19 protein-coding genes are annotated in these 15,946 nt (G+C 59.6%); 1 reads left to right on the forward strand and 18 read right to left on the reverse strand.

Going from position 1 to position 15,946, the window contains the following annotated elements; translation table 11 throughout:
* Nucleotides 1-6 precede the first annotated feature (6 nt).
* From GTQ41_RS19300 to GTQ41_RS19370, 15 genes are all read right to left on the reverse strand, one after another.
* Nucleotides 7-975, reverse strand: a complete 969-nt coding sequence (locus tag GTQ41_RS19300; RefSeq protein ID WP_041069205.1) for a GTP 3',8-cyclase MoaA — start codon at nt 973-975, stop codon at nt 7-9.
* A gap of 137 nt (nt 976-1,112) precedes the next feature.
* A complete protein-coding gene (locus GTQ41_RS19305; RefSeq protein WP_007950805.1) occupies nt 1,113-1,751 on the reverse strand; it encodes a TetR/AcrR family transcriptional regulator in 639 nt (212 codons plus the stop codon).
* Between the two features lie 466 nt (nt 1,752-2,217).
* A complete protein-coding gene (locus GTQ41_RS19310) occupies nt 2,218-3,003 on the reverse strand; it encodes a TatD family hydrolase (RefSeq protein ID WP_047295654.1) in 786 nt (261 codons plus the stop codon).
* 15 nt (nt 3,004-3,018) lie between these two features.
* A complete protein-coding gene (locus GTQ41_RS19315) occupies nt 3,019-3,375 on the reverse strand; it encodes a PilZ domain-containing protein (RefSeq protein ID WP_027612362.1) in 357 nt (118 codons plus the stop codon).
* Nucleotides 3,376-3,417: 42 nt separating this feature from the next.
* Nucleotides 3,418-4,401: a DNA polymerase III subunit delta' gene (locus GTQ41_RS19320; RefSeq protein WP_041069199.1), complete on the reverse strand. Its 984-nt coding sequence runs from the start codon at nt 4,399-4,401 to the stop codon at nt 3,418-3,420.
* Nucleotides 4,394-5,026, reverse strand: coding sequence for a dTMP kinase (gene tmk / locus GTQ41_RS19325; RefSeq protein ID WP_047295656.1), 633 nt, complete (start codon nt 5,024-5,026; stop codon nt 4,394-4,396). The genes GTQ41_RS19320 and tmk overlap by 8 nt, the downstream gene beginning before the upstream one ends.
* A 19-nt stretch (nt 5,027-5,045) precedes the next feature.
* Entirely contained in the window at nt 5,046-6,236 is a 1,191-nt protein-coding gene (gene mltG, locus GTQ41_RS19330) for an endolytic transglycosylase MltG (RefSeq protein ID WP_047295658.1), read from the reverse strand.
* Nucleotides 6,237-6,239: 3 nt separating this feature from the next.
* Nucleotides 6,240-7,055, reverse strand: coding sequence for an aminodeoxychorismate lyase (gene pabC / locus GTQ41_RS19335; protein WP_047295660.1), 816 nt, complete (start codon nt 7,053-7,055; stop codon nt 6,240-6,242).
* Nucleotides 7,055-8,299 carry a beta-ketoacyl-ACP synthase II gene (fabF, locus tag GTQ41_RS19340; RefSeq protein ID WP_027612357.1) on the reverse strand — a complete coding sequence of 415 codons (1,245 nt, stop codon included), beginning with the start codon at nt 8,297-8,299 and terminating at the stop codon, nt 7,055-7,057. Before fabF ends, pabC begins: the two co-directional genes overlap by 1 nt.
* 108 nt (nt 8,300-8,407) lie before the next feature.
* Nucleotides 8,408-8,644: an acyl carrier protein gene (gene acpP / locus GTQ41_RS19345; protein WP_003175607.1), complete on the reverse strand. Its 237-nt coding sequence runs from the start codon at nt 8,642-8,644 to the stop codon at nt 8,408-8,410.
* A gap of 196 nt (nt 8,645-8,840) precedes the next feature.
* Nucleotides 8,841-9,581: a 3-oxoacyl-ACP reductase FabG gene (fabG, locus tag GTQ41_RS19350; protein ID WP_007967600.1), complete on the reverse strand. Its 741-nt coding sequence runs from the start codon at nt 9,579-9,581 to the stop codon at nt 8,841-8,843.
* A gap of 16 nt (nt 9,582-9,597) precedes the next feature.
* Nucleotides 9,598-10,536, reverse strand: coding sequence for an ACP S-malonyltransferase (fabD, locus tag GTQ41_RS19355; RefSeq protein ID WP_047295663.1), 939 nt, complete (start codon nt 10,534-10,536; stop codon nt 9,598-9,600).
* A gap of 123 nt (nt 10,537-10,659) precedes the next feature.
* On the reverse strand, nt 10,660-11,670 hold the full coding sequence (plsX, locus tag GTQ41_RS19360) for a phosphate acyltransferase PlsX (protein WP_080963300.1): 1,011 nt from the start codon (nt 11,668-11,670) through the stop codon (nt 10,660-10,662).
* A gap of 4 nt (nt 11,671-11,674) precedes the next feature.
* A complete protein-coding gene (gene rpmF / locus GTQ41_RS19365) occupies nt 11,675-11,857 on the reverse strand; it encodes a 50S ribosomal protein L32 (protein WP_003179396.1) in 183 nt (60 codons plus the stop codon).
* Between the two features lie 13 nt (nt 11,858-11,870).
* Nucleotides 11,871-12,398, reverse strand: a complete 528-nt coding sequence (locus tag GTQ41_RS19370; protein ID WP_003204262.1) for a YceD family protein — start codon at nt 12,396-12,398, stop codon at nt 11,871-11,873.
* A 105-nt stretch (nt 12,399-12,503) separates the two neighbouring features.
* Here GTQ41_RS19370 and GTQ41_RS19375 point away from each other — a divergent pair, with 105 nt between their 5' ends.
* A complete protein-coding gene (locus GTQ41_RS19375) occupies nt 12,504-13,082 on the forward strand; it encodes a nucleoside triphosphate pyrophosphatase (RefSeq protein WP_047295667.1) in 579 nt (192 codons plus the stop codon).
* A gap of 86 nt (nt 13,083-13,168) precedes the next feature.
* On the opposite strand, the gene sppA is transcribed toward GTQ41_RS19375, so the two are convergent.
* From sppA to rluC, 3 genes are read right to left on the reverse strand one after another with little or no spacing between them, the layout of a single operon-like run.
* On the reverse strand, nt 13,169-14,158 hold the full coding sequence (gene sppA / locus GTQ41_RS19380) for a signal peptide peptidase SppA (protein WP_027612352.1): 990 nt from the start codon (nt 14,156-14,158) through the stop codon (nt 13,169-13,171).
* A 24-nt stretch (nt 14,159-14,182) separates the two neighbouring features.
* A complete protein-coding gene (locus GTQ41_RS19385) occupies nt 14,183-14,845 on the reverse strand; it encodes an HAD-IA family hydrolase (protein ID WP_047295670.1) in 663 nt (220 codons plus the stop codon).
* Nucleotides 14,832-15,794 carry a 23S rRNA pseudouridine(955/2504/2580) synthase RluC gene (rluC, locus tag GTQ41_RS19390; protein WP_007950779.1) on the reverse strand — a complete coding sequence of 321 codons (963 nt, stop codon included), beginning with the start codon at nt 15,792-15,794 and terminating at the stop codon, nt 14,832-14,834. Before rluC ends, GTQ41_RS19385 begins: the two co-directional genes overlap by 14 nt.
* Between the last annotated feature and the right edge of the window lie 152 nt (nt 15,795-15,946).

The raw sequence follows: 15,946 nt of genomic DNA on the forward strand, positions 1-15,946 counted from the left end.
AAGGGATCAGCCGCCGATAATCTTCATGACGGTCGCACCACCGGAGAACGCCACTTCCTGCTTGTCGCCCAGCGCCTTGACCAGCAAACGCTGCAGCGCCGGCAATGCCTGATGACGCGGCTTGTCGAGCAGATCGCCGACATAGTGGCGGTTGCTCGACGACAGGCAGCCGTGCAGCCAGCCGGTCGACGACAGACGCAAGCGCGAACAGGTTCTGCAGAACGGCACGCTTTCGTTGGCGATCACGCCGAAATGGCCCAGCCCCGGGATCGCATAGCGCACGGCCGTGGCGTCCACCGGCGCATCGGCTTGTGCGTACTCATAACGCTCGCCAATCAGGCTCAGCAACTGCTGCAGGCTGACGAACTGTTGCAGGAAGGCATTGGAGTCAGTAGCGAGGTGGCCCATGCGCATCAACTCGATGAAACGCAGCTCGTAGCCACGTTCCAGACAATAGTCGAGCAGCGGCATCACCTGATCCAGGTTCTGCCCGCGCAGCGGCACCATGTTGACCTTGATCTTCATCCCCGCCGCTTTCGCCTGATCCATGCCGTCGAGCACGGTTGCCAGATCGCCGCCACGGGCGATGCTGCGGAACGCGCCGGCGTCGAGGGTATCGAGGGATACGTTGATCCGGCGCAGACCGGCATCCACCAGCAGCGGCAGCTTTTTCGCCAGGAGTTGACCGTTGGTGGTCAGGCTGATGTCTTCCAGGCCCATCTTGCCGACGGCGCTCATGAAAGATTCGAGTTTGGGGCTGACCAACGGCTCGCCGCCGGTGATGCGCAGGCGCTCGATGCCGGCGGCTTCGATCAGATAAGCCACGCCACGGGCCATGGCCTCGGCCGACAGTTCATCCTGCGCAGCCACCAACCGCTTGCCGTTGGGCACGCAGTAGGTACAGGCGTAATTGCAGGCTGAAGTCAGGCTGATGCGCAAATTGCGAAAACGCCTGCCTTGACGGTCAACGATCATGATCACTCCGGCGATAGAATTTCGAGCCGCTAAAACTTGACTCACAAATCAAGTTTTAGCAAGCCCTATGCCTGAGTATATTCCTGCGGTACTGCGTCATGTAGCGAAATCATGGCGCAATAAGGCCGCTGAATGATTCAGCTGCTCGGGGTTTCCGGATCGCGCTTGCGCTTGTTGCCCATGCGCACGCCGATGTCCATCAGGAACTGGAAGAAGCCTTCCTGATCTTCGAGCACGTTGCTCCAGAACGGCGAGTGATACAGCGCGACAGCGCCGTGCACCAGCGCCCAGGACGCGCAGTAGTGGAAGTACGGCGGCACGTCTTCGAGCTTGCCTTCGCTGATCCGGCCCTTGATGAGCAAGGTCAGGCGTTCGAAGTTCGAGGCACGGATCTTGTGCAGTTCCTCGACCATTTCCGGTACCTGATTGCCTTTCACCACCTTCTCTTCGAGACGGTCGAACAGGCGATAGCGCTGAGGGTCGCGCATACGGAATTCGAAGTAGGCACGGGACAGCGCTTCCTTGTCCTTGTCGACATCGGCCGAATGCAGCAGCTCGTTCAAATCGCGCTCGTAATCGAGCATCAGCCGCAGATAGATCTCGGCCTTGGATTTGAAGTGCTTGTAGATCGTGCCTTTGCCGATACCCACGGCATCAGCAATCATCTCGACGGTGACACTGTCTTCACCTTGTTCGAGGAACAGCTTGAGCGCGGTATCGAGAATTTCTTGCTCACGGCGACGAAACTCACGGACCTTACGAGGTTCTTTGTGCATAAGAAAAGGTCTGTAGGGGTCAAAATTCGAAGCCGCGTATTATGCCTAACTTGCACAAAAATGCACGGATCATCCGACCATATCTGTGTTTCTTGTTCATTTTGCGAACGCTGAGGCGGCAATGAGAACTCAACTGAAGCGCACGTATTCCAAATTTGTTTAAAAACCCCGACCGCTCAACTGGACTGAACGCCAGACTGATCAATACTTGAACTGTCGGGCGGCATCTCCCCCAAGTGCCGTGCCGGTAAAGGTACCAAGGGACCGCGTGCCTTTGTTTTACTCCTAATGGTCTTAACCCGGATTCACCCCCCAGAACCCGGGTTTTTTTTGCCTGCGATTTGGCGTAAATCCCTGTCATTTACGCCCACCGCGCTTGTAGGAGCTGCCGCAGGCTGCGATCTTTTGATGTTGTTTTTAAAGAATCAAAATCAAAAGATCGCAGCCTGCGGCAGCTCCTACACGATCAGCCTTTTACATGCGCCAAGGGAAACAGCCGCTTGAAGTTCTCGGTGGTCTGCTCGGCAAACCGCTCATAGTCTTCCCCACGCAGCATCGCCAGAAACTCCGCCACCTCGCGCACGTACTGCGGCAGGTTCGGTTTGCCGCGATACGGGATTGGCGCCAGATACGGCGAATCGGTCTCCACCAGCAAGCGATCAGTCGGCACCTTGCTCGCCACATCACGCAGGGCGTCGGCATTGCGGAAGGTGACGATGCCCGACAGGGAAATGTAATAACCCATGTCCAGCGCAGCCTTGGCCATGTCCCAGTCTTCGGTGAAGCAATGCAGCACACCGGCCTGGGGCAACGCCGCTTCGCGCAGCAGTTCGAGGGTATCGGCACGGGCGCCACGGGTGTGGATGATCACCGGTTTACCGGTCTGCCGGGCGGCTTGCAGGTGCAGGCGGAAGGATGCCTGCTGCAGCTCGGCGGCTTCCGGCTCGTAGTGATAGTCCAGACCGGTTTCACCGATCGCCACCACTTTCGGGTGATTGAGCTCATGCAGCAGCCAGTCCAGCGCCGGCGCCGCGCCCGGTTGCACATCCAATGGGTGCACACCGACCGAGCAATCGACGTCGTCATAGCGCTCGGCCAGGGCCTTGACGTCGGCAGCGTTGTCGGCACTCACGCCGATGCACAGGAAATGCCCGACCCCACGCTGGCGGGCTGCATCGAGTGCGGCATCCAGCGAGCCATCATGGGCGGCGAGGTCGAGGCGATCAAGGTGACAATGGGAATCTACGAGCATAAAAAAGACGGCTACTTACATCGTATGAGTGGGACGGTCGGATTTCAGGGCTCCGGCCAGATGGGTTTCGATGCGACTGCGGGCGGTGTTATCGCCCTCGTTGAATTGCACGCCGACGCCGGCGGCACGATTGCCTTGCGCACCTTTTGGGGTTATCCAGGCGACCTTGCCGGCCACCGGGATCTTCTCCGCCTCGTCCATCAGGTTCAGCAGCATGAACACCTCGTCGCCCAACTTGTAGCTCTTGTTGGTCGGGATGAACAGGCCACCGTTCTTGATGAACGGCATGTAGGCCGCGTAAAGCACCGATTTGTCCTTGATCGTCAGGGACAGGATGCCGTTACGCGGCCCGGGACTGATGGCTTCATTCATGTTGACCTCCACTGCTGATGTTCAGAGTCTAGGTACACATTCTTATCTTTGACCAGGCAAACCCGCCCATTGCACCAACAACGCTTCCAGCAGCAGTGCCGGGTTGAGGTTGGCTTTGCTCAGGACTTTCTGCCGCTGGGCGAGAATCCAGTCCTGGATATCGAGGACTTTGCCCTGGGCGCTTTTCTGCGCCAGGTACTGCACGACTTTGCGCATATCGGTCAGACCGAGGCCGGCTTCATCCTGGGTCAATTGATAGCGCAGGATCAGACTCGACCAGTCGCAGAACCAGTCGAACAGGCGCAGCATCGGAATGCTTTTCCATTCTTCGGCCAATTGTGTCGGCGATTGCTGCTGCTTGAGCAACTTCTTCACCCCTTCGACCACCTGCGCCCGCTGCTCGCGCACGCCCTGGGACTGCAAGCTGACCGCCGCCAGTGGCGAACCTGCCGCCAGCGTCAGCAATTCGATGCGCTCCTCTTCGGAACACTCCGGCAGCGCCTGTGCCAGCCATTGCAGGCTCATGGCCTCGCCCGGCAGCGGACACGCCTGCTGCACGCAGCGGCTCTTGATCGTCGGCAGCAAACGGCTCGGCTGGTGGCTCACCAGCAACAGCACGGTATCGCCGGAAGGCTCTTCAAGGCTTTTTAGCAAGGCGTTGGCGGCGTTGATGTTCATCGACTCCACCGGTTCGATCAGCACCACTTTGCGCCCGCCCAGTTGCGCGGTCTGCACCACGAAACTGACCAGATCGCGTACCTGGTCGACCTTGATCGCCTTGTCGGCTTCCTCGGGCTCAAGGATGTAATTGTCCGGGTGGCTGCCGGCCTTGAGCAGCAGGCACGATTTGCACTCACCGCAGGCTTCCGGTGTCGGACGCTGACAAAGCAGGCTGGCCATCAGGCGTTCGGCCAGTGCGCGCTTGCCGATCCCGGCCGGGCCGTGCAGCAAATACGCGTGAGCGTGCTGACTGCGTCCCGCCAGTTGCTGCCAGAGGCTGTCCTGCCATGGATAGGCCTCAGCCACGAATCAGCTCCAGCAAGTTCGGAATCAAGGTATCCAGCGATTGCTGAACCTTGACCAATGGCTGACCGGCATCGATGCGCACATAGCGTGCAGGATCAGCCTCAGCGCGCTTGAGAAACGCATTGCGCACCGCTTCGAAAAACGCCCGGCCTTCCAGCTCGAAACGATCCAGACGGCCACGGGCACTGGCGCGAGCCAGACCCATTTCCACCGGCAGATCGAAAATCAGTGTCAGATCCGGCCGCAAGTCGCCCTGAACGAACGTCTCCAGCGCAGCAATGCGCTCCATTGACAAACCACGACCGCCGCCCTGATAGGCGTATGTCGAATCGGTGAAACGATCACACAACACCACCGCGCCACGGGCCAGTGCCGGACGAATCACTTCGGCCAGATGCTGGGCGCGCGCGGCGAACACCAGCAACAGCTCGGTGTCGGGGTTCATGACCTCAGCGGCCGGGGCCAGCAGCACGTCGCGAATCCGTTCGGCCAGTGGCGTTCCGCCGGGTTCGCGAGTCAGCACCACTTCGATACCTTCGACGCGCAGACGCTCGGCGAGGTACTCGCGGTTGGTGCTCTTGCCAGCGCCTTCCGGGCCTTCCAGGGTAATAAACAAGCCAGTCACAGGCAGTCCTTAATCAAAGTCATTGCGCATTTTGCGGTGCCGCCGTCTCAGGCTCGGCAGCAGGGGCTGGCGCAGGTTCCTGAGGCGGAACCTGCGGCAGCGCTTCAGGCGCGGTATTCGGGGACGCGGCAGGAATCGCCTCCTCCGTCGCCGTGGCCGGAGCCGCCGGCGCATTCGCCGGGGCCGGGCTGGAGCGGTAATCGGCGCGGCGCTTGAGCTGGAACTCGCGCACCGCACTGTTGTGTGCATCCAGGTCATCGGAGAACACATGGCTGCCATCGCCACGGGCGACGAAATACAGGCTGTTGCCTTCCACCGGATTGAGCGCGGCGTGAATCGCCTCGCGACCGACCATGGCAATCGGCGTCGGCGGCAACCCGGGAATCACATAGGTATTGTAGGGCGTCGGCTCCTTGAGATGAGCACGGGTCAACTTGCCGGTGTAGCGGTCGCCCAGGCCATAGATCACGGTCGGGTCGGTCTGCAACTGCATGCCCAGCGCCATGCGGCGCACGAACACGCCGGCAATCTGCCCGCGCTCCTGTGGTACGCCGGTTTCCTTCTCCACCAGCGACGCCATGATCAGCGCCTGATAAGGCTCGCTGTACGGCGCATCGGCCGAGCGGTTTTCCCACTCCTTGGCCAACACTTCATCGAGCCGGTCAAAGGCCTTCTTCAGCAATTCGACATCGGAAACGCCCCGCACGAAACGGTAGGTATCCGGGAAGAACCGACCTTCCGGGAACAATCCCCGATGACCGATTTTCTCCATCACTTCGCTGTCGCTCAAGCCCTTGAGGGTTTGCTCGATCTTTTCATCTTTTGCCAGCGCGGCGCGGACCTGGTGGAAATTCCAGCCCTCGACCAGCGTCAGACTGTACTGCACCACTTCGCCACGCTTCCACAAGTCGATCAGACCGTTGACGGTCATGCCTGGCTGCATGCGGTACTCGCCGGTATGGATCGGTGTGCCGGCCAGATTGAAGCGCCAGTAAATGCGCAACCAGAAGGCGTCCTTGATGACCCCCTCGGTTTCGAGTTCAAGAAAGGTGCGGGTCGGTGTCGAGCCTTTCGGCACATCCAGCAGTTCTTCCTGCGTGATGTTCAGAGGCTGTTCCAGCGCCGAATGAATTTTCCAGGCGCTGGCGCCCATTATCAGCCCTGCCAGAACCAGTCCGGTTTCCAGCAGCAGCAAGAATTTACGTCTCACGAATCAGGCATCCAGTAGCGCGCGGGCAATGGTTTGCAGTTTACGGGTGAGCGGGCCAACCGGCCAGCTCAGTGCAGCGTAGGCGCGTACCGGCCAGACGCCATAAACGCTGTTGCAGATAAAGACTTCGTCAGCCCATTGCAGCTGTTCGAGGCTTACATCGGTAATTTGGGTGGGGATGGCCAATGACTCGGCCTGAAACAATAGTTCGGCACGCATCACACCGGCCACGCCACAGCGCTTCAGATCCGGGGTGATCAGTACGCCGTCGCGCACCAGAAACAGGTTGCTGAACACGCCTTCGATGACGCGTCCGGCCTGATCAAGCATCAAGCCTTCGGCGTGTTCGCCGTCGCGCCATTCGGCGCGGGCAAGCACTTGCTCCAGCCGATTCAGATGCTTGAGCCCGGCCAACAACGGCTGATTCGACAGCCGCGTGGCGCATGGAAACAGGCGCACACCCTGCTCGCCATGCACGGCAGGATAAGCCGCAGGCGGGTTGCCTTGCAGGATGCGTCGACCCTGCGCCGCAGGATCGGGCGCGTAGCCACGCAAGCCATCACCACGGGTGAGGATCAGCTTGAGTACGCCCTCGCCCATTGCCGCGGCATAGGCCCGCAGCTCCGTGCGAACCCGATCAATATCCGCATCGATAGCCAGACGCGAGCAGCCCTCGGCCAAACGCGTCAGGTGACGATCCAGCAATATCGGCTGGCCGCCGCGCACGGCGATGGTCTCGAACAGCCCATCGCCATAAGCCAGGCCGCGATCTTTCAGCGACAGAGCGTCAGCCGGCTGACCGTCGACCCAGCTGTCCATCAGCCGGCGAACCGACGGAACGCCAACGTGCCGTTGGTGCCACCAAACCCGAAGGAGTTGGACAGTACGACGTCGATGTCCATGTTGCGCGCCGTGTGCGGCACGAAATCGAGATCGCAGCCCTCGTCCGGCTCGTCGAGGTTGATGGTTGGCGGGGCCACCTGGCTGTTGATTGCCAGCACACTGAAGATCGCCTCGACCGCGCCCGCCGCACCCAGCAGGTGACCGGTCATGGACTTGGTGGAGCTGACCGCCAGGTTGTAGGCGTGCTCACCGAACACGGTCTTGATCGCATTGGCTTCGGCAAGGTCGCCGGCCGGGGTCGAGGTACCGTGGGCGTTGATGTACTGCACCTGGTCGATGTTGATTTTCGCATCGCGCAGGGCATTGGTGATGCAGCGCGCTGCACCAGCGCCATCAGCGGGTGGCGAAGTCATGTGGAACGCATCGCCACTGGTGCCGAAGCCGATCAGCTCGGCATAAATGGTCGCGCCGCGAGCCTTGGCGTGCTCGAGCTCTTCGAGCACCAGCGCACCGGCACCGTCGGACAGCACGAAGCCATCACGGCCCTTGTCCCATGGACGACTGGCGCGGGTCGGCTCGTCGTTGCGGGTCGACAGCGCACGGGACGCGCCGAAGCCGCCCATGCCCAGACCGCACGCGGCCATCTCGGCACCGCCGGCGATCATCACGTCGGCTTCGTCATACATGATGTTGCGCGCCGCCATGCCAATGCAGTGCGTACCGGTGGTACAGGCAGTGGAAATGGCGTAGTTCGGTCCCTGCGCACCCAAGTGGATGGACAGAAAACCGGAAATCATATTGATGATCGAGCCTGGCACGAAGAATGGCGAGATTCGACGCGGGCCCGTCTCATGCAGGGTACGGCTGGTTTCTTCGATGTTGGTCAGACCGCCGATGCCCGAGCCCATGGCCACGCCAATGCGCTCACGATTGGCGTCGGTGACTTCCAGACCAGCATTGCGAACAGCCTGAAAACCCGCGGCCAGACCGTACTGAATGAACAGGTCGAGCTTGCGTGCTTCCTTGACCGACAGGTATTCCTCGACATTGAAGCCCTTTACCGAGCCGCCAAAACGGGTGGAATAGGCAGAAAGGTCGGTGTGTTCGATCAGACCAATGCCACTGCGGCCAGCCAGAATGCCCTGCCAGCTGCTTGGCACATCCGTGCCCAGTGGCGACAACATACCCATACCGGTGACTACGACGCGTCTACGCGACACAGCACTCTCCTTTTTCAAATGACGACTTTGCATCAGGCCTAAAGAAAAAACCGCACGCCATGATGGCAGTGCGGTTTTTCCATGACAGCAGACAACGATTACAAACTATTACGCCTGGTGGCTAGTAACGTAGTCGATTGCAGCTTGTACAGTAGTGATCTTCTCAGCTTCTTCGTCAGGGATTTCGGTCTCGAATTCCTCTTCCAGAGCCATCACCAGCTCAACGGTGTCAAGGGAGTCGGCACCCAGGTCTTCAACGAAGGAAGCAGTGTTGACCACTTCTTCTTCTTTGACACCCAGTTGCTCGGCAACGATTTTCTTGACGCGCTCTTCGATGGTGCTCATACCTTGTTTTCACTCCTAATGGACAAATTCAGGCAGCTGGCCAGTGGGTAAGTGTATAGAAAGGCTTTTCAGCTTTTCAACTGAAAGCTTCACTCCTCAAACCCTGCGGCCCTCTGCCTATAAATAGATTGCAGCTTTATAACGGATTTTAGACAGCTCGTATGACATTTTTTTGAAGCAATCCGTCACATTTTACTTACATGTACATCCCACCGTTCACCGGGATTGTAGCCCCAGTGACGTATGCCGCACCGTCGGATGCAAGAAAAGCGACCACCGAAGCGATCTCTTGAGCTTGCCCCAGACGACCCAGCGGAATCTGCGTCTGCAAGGCTTCACGCTGTGCTTCCGGCAGTTCGCGGGTCATATCGGTGTCGATGAACCCTGGGGTTACCGAGTTGACCGTAATCGAACGCGAACCGACTTCACGCGCCATCGCACGGCTGAAACCTTCCAGACCGGCCTTGGCGGCTGCATAGTTTACTTGGCCTGCGTTGCCCATGGCACCCACCACCGAGCCAATACTGATAATTCGGCCCCAGCGCGCTTTGGTCATGCCACGCAAAACGCCCTTGGACAGGCGATACAGACTGTTCAGGTTGGTATCGATCACGTCGTACCATTCATCGTCTTTCATGCGCATCATCAGATTATCGCGGGTGATGCCAGCATTATTGACCAGAATTGCCGGCGCACCGAACTGCTCCTGAATGCTCGCCAGCACCGCGCTGACCGATTCGTCGCTGGTGACGTTCAGTTCCAGACCCGTGCCCTGGATACCATGCTCTTTCAGGGTGGCAGCAATGGCCTCGGCGCCTTTGGCGGAGGTCGCAGTGCCAACAACGATGGCGCCCTGACGACCCAGTTCCAGTGCGATGGCCTGGCCGATACCGCGACTTGCACCGGTGACCAGTGCAACTTTACCTTGCAGACTCATGCAAGTTTCTCCTGATTCAGGCCAGCGCTGCACGGGCGGCAGCGAAAGCGTCTGGGGTATTGAGGTTGGAAGTCGAAACGCCTTCGGCGCAACGTTTGTTCAGACCAGCCAGGACTTTGCCCGGACCGCATTCGACCAGACTGGTGGCGCCTTTGGCGGCCAGGGTCTGGACCGATTCAACCCAGCGAACGGGCTTGTACAGTTGCTCGAGCAGATCACGCTTTAGGGTTTCCAGATCGGCCGGCACTTGCGCGCTGACGTTCTGTACGACCGGGATCTGTGGTGCCTGCCAGTCGATGGCAGCGATGGATTCGGCAAAGCGCTCGGCCGCCGGACGCATCAGCTCGCAGTGCGACGGCACGCTCACCGGCAACGGCATGGCACGCTTGGCACCACGGGCCTTGCAACCTTCAATGGCACGCTCGACGGCAGCCTTGGCACCGGCAATCACCACCTGGCCCGGCGAGTTGAAGTTCACCGCGCTGACCACTTCACCTTGCGCCGCTTCAGCACAGGCGGCCAGCACATCAGCGTCTTCCAGACCGAGAATGGCGGCCATGCCACCCTGCCCGGCCGGAACGGCTTCCTGCATCAGCTGGCCACGGCGCTCAACGAGTTTCACCGCATCAGCCAGGCTCAGGCTGCCGGCAGCAACCAGCGCGCTGTATTCACCCAGGCTGTGACCGGCAACGAATGCCGGACGCGCGCCACCTTCAGCCAGCCACAAACGCCACAGGGCGATCGAGGCGGTCAGAATGGCCGGTTGGGTTTTATCGGTTTGATTGAGCAGCTCTTCCGGGCCTTGCTGGGTCAATGCCCACAGGTCATAGCCCAGAGCCTCAGAGGCTTCTTTGAAAGTTTCGAGGATCAGCGGATGTTCCGCGCCCAGCTCGGCCAGCATGCCGAGGGACTGCGAACCCTGTCCTGGAAAGACGAATGCGAGGGAAGCAGACATGTAACAAGCCCCTAATGATCTTGTCGTCGGAAAGTGACGCCCCACCGGGGGACGCAAGAAACTGACAGTTGGATGGCCCTTTGAACCGGGCGGTCACATTTAAGCATTGTCCGACGAAAACGCCTAAGACAACAAATCCTCCAGACGACCGTGGAGGCGCTCGGGGAGGTTCTCCTGAATCTCGATCAGCGCGCGCTGAATCGCACTCTGAAAGCCCTGAACCCCGGCCGAACCGTGACTTTTCACCACGATGCCCTGCAAGCCGAGGAAACTTGCGCCATTATGTCGCGCAGGCGCGAGATCCGCTTGCAGACGTTTCATCAATGGCAGGGCCAGAGCACCTACTACGCGGGAAGCGAAGTTTTTCCTGAACAAGGCCTCGATGCGTGCAGCGATCATCGTCGCCAGGCCTTCGCTGGACTTGAGCAGGATATTGCCTACAAAACCGTCACAGACCACCACATCCGCCTCGCCGCGATACAAACCATCGCCCTCGACAAAGCCGATATAGTTGATGCCGCGCGCCGCCTGCAGCAGGGTCGCCGCCAATTTGACCTGCTGATTGCCCTTGATGTCTTCGGTGCCAATATTCAGCAACGCGACACGCGGCCGGGCGATGCCCAGCGTCTGCGCCGCCACCGAGCCCATCACCGCGAACTGCAACAGATGCTCGGCGCTGCAATCGACGTTGGCGCCCAGATCGAGCAACTGGCAATAGCCCTTCTGCGTCGGAATCGCCGCCACCATCGCCGGCCGGTCAATCCCCGGCAAGGTCTTGAGCACGAAACGCGACAGCGCCATCAACGCCCCGGTATTGCCGGCGCTGACACAGGCCTGGGCCTTGCCGTCACGCACCAGCTCCAGGGCGACACGCATCGACGAATCCGGCTTGCCACGCAAGGCCTGGGTCGGCTTTTCGTCCATGGTGATGACTTCAGACGCCGGGACAATCGTCAGGCGCGCGCGATCGGCAGCCGATTGGCCGTTGATCAGTTCTTCAAGAAGGGAGGGTTGACCGACGAGGGTCAGGTGCAGCGAGGGCGTAGCAGAAAGGCAAGCAAGGCTGGCCTGAACAATGCTGCGGGGACCGAAGTCCCCGCCCATTGCGTCAATCGCGATGACTTGAGCGGACAAGTGATTACTCGTCAGCGCCCTTGTCGATCACTTTACGGCCACGGTATACGCCTTCTGGCGATACGTGGTGACGCAGGTGAACTTCACCAGTGGTTTTTTCTACAGACAGGGTGCTAGCCTCGAGAGCGTCGTGCGAACGGCGCATGTCACGGGCAGAGCGGGATTTTTTGTTCTGCTGAACAGCCATAATTGATTAACTCCTAAACGTTTGGGTCACGCTTTAACTGCGCCAATACACTGAACGGGTTGGACCGCGTTACCTCGTCCTCGCTCGGTTCGGGTTCATCTGCTCCCGCCGGCTGCTGGCATTCTTCCGGATGATGAGCAGGCACAATGGGCAAGGCGAGCAGAAGCTCCTCCTCGATCAGTGACTGCAGATCCAATGGATCTTCGCCCAGTTCCAGCACGTCATAACCTTTCGGTAACGACTGGGTATTCGCACCCTCCTTCACAACAGCGTAACTGCATTCGCTGTGGATCGGCAGGGTGACCAGCTCAAGACAACGCTGGCAAACCATTTTGACTTCGGTGTCGATAAAACTGTGGATCACCACAGATTTACGTTCATCTCGCTCAAAAACGAATTTGGCCTGCACCGTACCGACATCGTCGGAAAGCGGGTCGCAGAGTCTCTTCAAATCGGCCAGCAGCAGTTCACCTTGAAGGGTGGTGCCACGGTCAGCCAATTTGCGCGGGTCAACGTGAGGTGGAATCGGGTCATTCAACATAGGCGCAGCATTATAGGGATGCCCCCACCCATGTCAAAGGAAATTGTGTCCTGTCCGTCACTTGCGTGCCTCCGCTAGAATTCGCACCTGCCTCAGGAGACGCCCATGCTGCCTTTATTACTTGCTTCGAGCTCGACTTATCGCCGTGAATTGCTCGCCCGTCTGCACCTGCCGTTCGTCTGCAGCTCGCCGGATATCGACGAAAGCCACCAGCCGGGCGAATCCGCCATCGAACTGGTCAAGCGCCTCGCCGAACAGAAAGCCCGGGCACTGGCCGCCAGCCACCCCACTCATCTGATTATCGGCTCAGACCAAGTCGCAGTGCTCGACGAACGGATCATCGGCAAGCCGCACACCTTCGACAAGGCTCGCGAGCAACTGCTGGCGGCCAGCGGCGCTAGCGTAACCTTCCTCACCGGCCTGGCCCTGCTCAACAGCCAGACGGGTCACTGCCAAGTCGACTGCGTGCCATTTACCGTACACATGCGCCAGCTCGACGAAGGACGCATCGAGCGCTACCTGCGCCTTGAGCAGCCCTACGACTGCGCCGGCAGTTTCAAAGCCGAAGGGTTGGGGGTGAGCCTGTTTCAGTCCACCGAGGGGCCTGACGCCACCAGCCTGATCGGCCTGCCACTGATTCGCCTGATCGACATGTTGCTGGCCGAAGGCGTGCAAATCCCTTAAAGCAAAAGATCGCAGCCTGCGGCAGCCCCTACATTGATCTCTGTAGGAGCTGCCGCAGGCTGCGATCTTTTGATCTTTACAACGAATCAGCGCAACGAAGGCCCGTGGAACCCCATCCACATCGCCAACTGCTCAGCCACACTGGCACCAAGCTTTTTCGAGAAGCGGTCGAACGGCGACTCCTGCACGGTGAAATCCACCAGCTCTTTCTCGCCAATCACATCCCGCGCCACCGAACTGGCATTACCCAAACCATCGATCAGACCCAGCGGCAGCGCCTGCTCGCCAGACCAGACCAGCCCGGAGAACAGCTCCGGATGCTCTTTATCCTTCAGGCGATCGCCACGCCCCTGCTTGACGCTATTGATGAACTGCTTGTGCGTGGTGTCCAGCACGGTCTGCCAGAACGCAGTCTCATCAGGCTTCTGCGGCTGGAACGGATCGAGGAACGACTTGTGCTCACCCGACGTATAGGTGCGACGCTCGACGCCCAGCTTGTCCATGGTGCCGACAAAACCGTAACCGGCCGCCGTCACACCAATGGAACCGACCAGACTGGCTTTGTCGGCATAGATCTGATCCGCCGCACTGGCGATGTAATAGGCACCGGACGCACCGAGATCGGAAATCACCGCATACACCTTGGTATCCGGATGCAGGCCGCGCAGACGCTTGATCTCGTCATACACATAACCCGATTGCACCGGACTGCCGCCAGGGCTGTTGATCCGCAGGATCACACCCTTGACCTTCTTGTCCTCGAAGGCTGCTCGCAGGCTACCGACAATGTTGTCGGCACTGGCAGGCTCCTTGTCGGCAATCATGCCGGTGACGTCGATCAGCGCAGTGTAGTTCGGGCCACGGGTGGCGCTCTTCTCCATGTCCATCAGCGGCGTGAACAGGATCAGCGCAACAAACAGGTAAACAAATGTCAGCAGCTTGAAGAAAATCCCCCAACGCCGCGAGCGACGCTGCTCCTGCACACTGGCCAGCAAAGTCTTTTCCAGCAGCTTCCAGCTTTTCTCGTCACCGTCGTCGGCACTTGCCTTGGCCGGTGCTTTCCATTCGTCGGTCATGCGCTGTACCCCAGCAAAAACGTATTAAGCCTGCTGCCCCAGCCAGGCGTGCAATTCACTAAAACGGTTGATCGACAGGCGCGGCTCGAACTGCTGCAGCGACTCGATCGACTGCGCGCCGTAGCTGACCGCCACCGACGCCATGCCCGCGTTGCGCGCCATCAGCAGATCGAAGGACGAATCCCCGACCATCAGCGCCTGCTCGGGCCGCACGTCGCAATGCGCGAGAATTTGCTCAAGCATCAACGGATGCGGCTTGCTCGCGGTCTCGTCGGCAGCGCGGGTGATATCGAAATAATCTTCCCAGCCATTGGCCTTGAGCACCCGGTCCAGTCCACGACGATTCTTGCCGGTCGCGACCGCCAGGTGATAACCCTGCTCACGAAACGACGCCATCGACTCGACCACACCCTCGAACAGCGGCGAAGGCACAGCTTCTGCCGCGATGTAATGATCGGCGTAATACTCGCGAAACAGGGTCATTTCGGCATCGCTGATGTCCGGGTACAAGGTACGTATTGCCTCGGGCAAGCCCAGACCGATGATGCCCTTGACGGCAAAATCATCGCGCAACTCGAAACCGGAACGCGTGGACGCCGAATGCATCGCCTCGACAATCCGACCAATGGAATCGGCGAGGGTGCCGTCCCAATCAAAAATCAGCAGCTTGTAATCAGATGGGCGCACTCAATCGCTCCACGGTCTTGGCCCACATTTCATCGACGGGGGCTTGCAGTTTGAGTTCACCACCATCGGGCAGCGGCACGGTCAGCATGTAGGCGTGCAGGAACAGGCGCTTGCCGCCCAGATCACGGATTTCCTTGCTGAAACCGTCATCGCCGTACTTGGTGTCGCCGGCAATGCAATGCCCGGCGTGCAAGGTGTGGACGCGGATCTGGTGGGTGCGCCCGGTGATCGGCTTGGCTTCGATCAGGGTGGCAAAGTCGCCAAAGCGGCGCAGGACCTTGAACACGGTCACCGACTCCTTGCCCTCCTCCTCGTCGACCTCGACCATGCGCTCCCCGGAGCGCAGGTTGCTTTTACCCAGTGCCGCGCGGACTTGCTTGATCGAGGTCGCCCAATTGCCACGCACCAGTGCCATGTAGCGCTTGTCGACACCGTCACCGCGCAATGCCGCGTGCAAGTGACGCAACATGCTGCGCTTCTTGGCGATCATCAGCAGGCCGGAAGTGTCACGGTCGAGACGGTGAACCAGCTCCAGCTCCTTGGCATCGGGACGCAACTGACGAAAGGCTTCGATCACCCCGTAATTCAAGCCGCTGCCGCCGTGAACCGCAATGCCGGCGGGCTTGTTGATCACGATCAGGGCTTTGTCTTCGTAGACAATCGAGGCTTCCAGACGCTGCAACAGGCCTTGAGCCAATGGCACCGGCTCGTCGCGCTCAGGCACGCGAACCGGCGGCACGCGCACGATATCGCCGGCCTGCAGCTTGTATTCGGGCTTGATCCGCCCCTTGTTCACACGCACTTCGCCTTTACGCAAAATGCGGTAAATCAAGGTCTTGGGCACGCCTTTGAGCCGGGCAAGGAGGAAATTGTCGATTCGTTGGCCGGCATACTCCGGCGAGACTTCAAGCAGTTGAACGCCTGGAGTCGAAGGGGCAGTAGTTGTCATGCCGCGGATGATAACAATTTTTATGGAATTGAAGCACTTAATCATTGCTGCTATAGTCGCGAACGCCGCCAAAAGCGGCCTGGACAGCGGAACCACGGTCAAAAACCGGCCCTGACCAACGCAATTCACCAGGACGCGAGGCCGTCCTACGG

Source organism: Pseudomonas sp. AN-B15, from assembly GCF_019056475.1.
Classification (GTDB): domain Bacteria; phylum Pseudomonadota; class Gammaproteobacteria; order Pseudomonadales; family Pseudomonadaceae; genus Aquipseudomonas; species Aquipseudomonas parakoreensis.

Bases quoted from the DNA above. Each gene is read 5' to 3' on its own strand.
- GTQ41_RS19300 (WP_041069205.1), bottom strand. From the start codon at position 975: ATGATCGTTGACCGTCAAGGCAGGCGTTTTCGCAATTTGCGCATCAGC.
- GTQ41_RS19305 (WP_007950805.1), bottom strand. From the start codon at position 1,751: ATGCACAAAGAACCTCGTAAGGTCCGTGAGTTTCGTCGCCGTGAGCAA.
- GTQ41_RS19310 (WP_047295654.1), bottom strand. From the start codon at position 3,003: ATGCTCGTAGATTCCCATTGTCACCTTGATCGCCTCGACCTCGCCGCC.
- GTQ41_RS19315 (WP_027612362.1), bottom strand. From the start codon at position 3,375: ATGAATGAAGCCATCAGTCCCGGGCCGCGTAACGGCATCCTGTCCCTG.
- pabC (WP_047295660.1), bottom strand. From the start codon at position 7,055: ATGGACAGCTGGGTCGACGGTCAGCCGGCTGACGCTCTGTCGCTGAAA.
- acpP (WP_003175607.1), bottom strand. From the start codon at position 8,644: ATGAGCACCATCGAAGAGCGCGTCAAGAAAATCGTTGCCGAGCAACTG.
- fabG (WP_007967600.1), bottom strand. From the start codon at position 9,581: ATGAGTCTGCAAGGTAAAGTTGCACTGGTCACCGGTGCAAGTCGCGGT.
- fabD (WP_047295663.1), bottom strand. From the start codon at position 10,536: ATGTCTGCTTCCCTCGCATTCGTCTTTCCAGGACAGGGTTCGCAGTCC.
- rpmF (WP_003179396.1), bottom strand. From the start codon at position 11,857: ATGGCTGTTCAGCAGAACAAAAAATCCCGCTCTGCCCGTGACATGCGC.
- GTQ41_RS19370 (WP_003204262.1), bottom strand. From the start codon at position 12,398: ATGTTGAATGACCCGATTCCACCTCACGTTGACCCGCGCAAATTGGCT.
- GTQ41_RS19375 (WP_047295667.1), top strand. From the start codon at position 12,504: ATGCTGCCTTTATTACTTGCTTCGAGCTCGACTTATCGCCGTGAATTG.
- sppA (WP_027612352.1), bottom strand. From the start codon at position 14,158: ATGACCGACGAATGGAAAGCACCGGCCAAGGCAAGTGCCGACGACGGT.
- rluC (WP_007950779.1), bottom strand. From the start codon at position 15,794: ATGACAACTACTGCCCCTTCGACTCCAGGCGTTCAACTGCTTGAAGTC.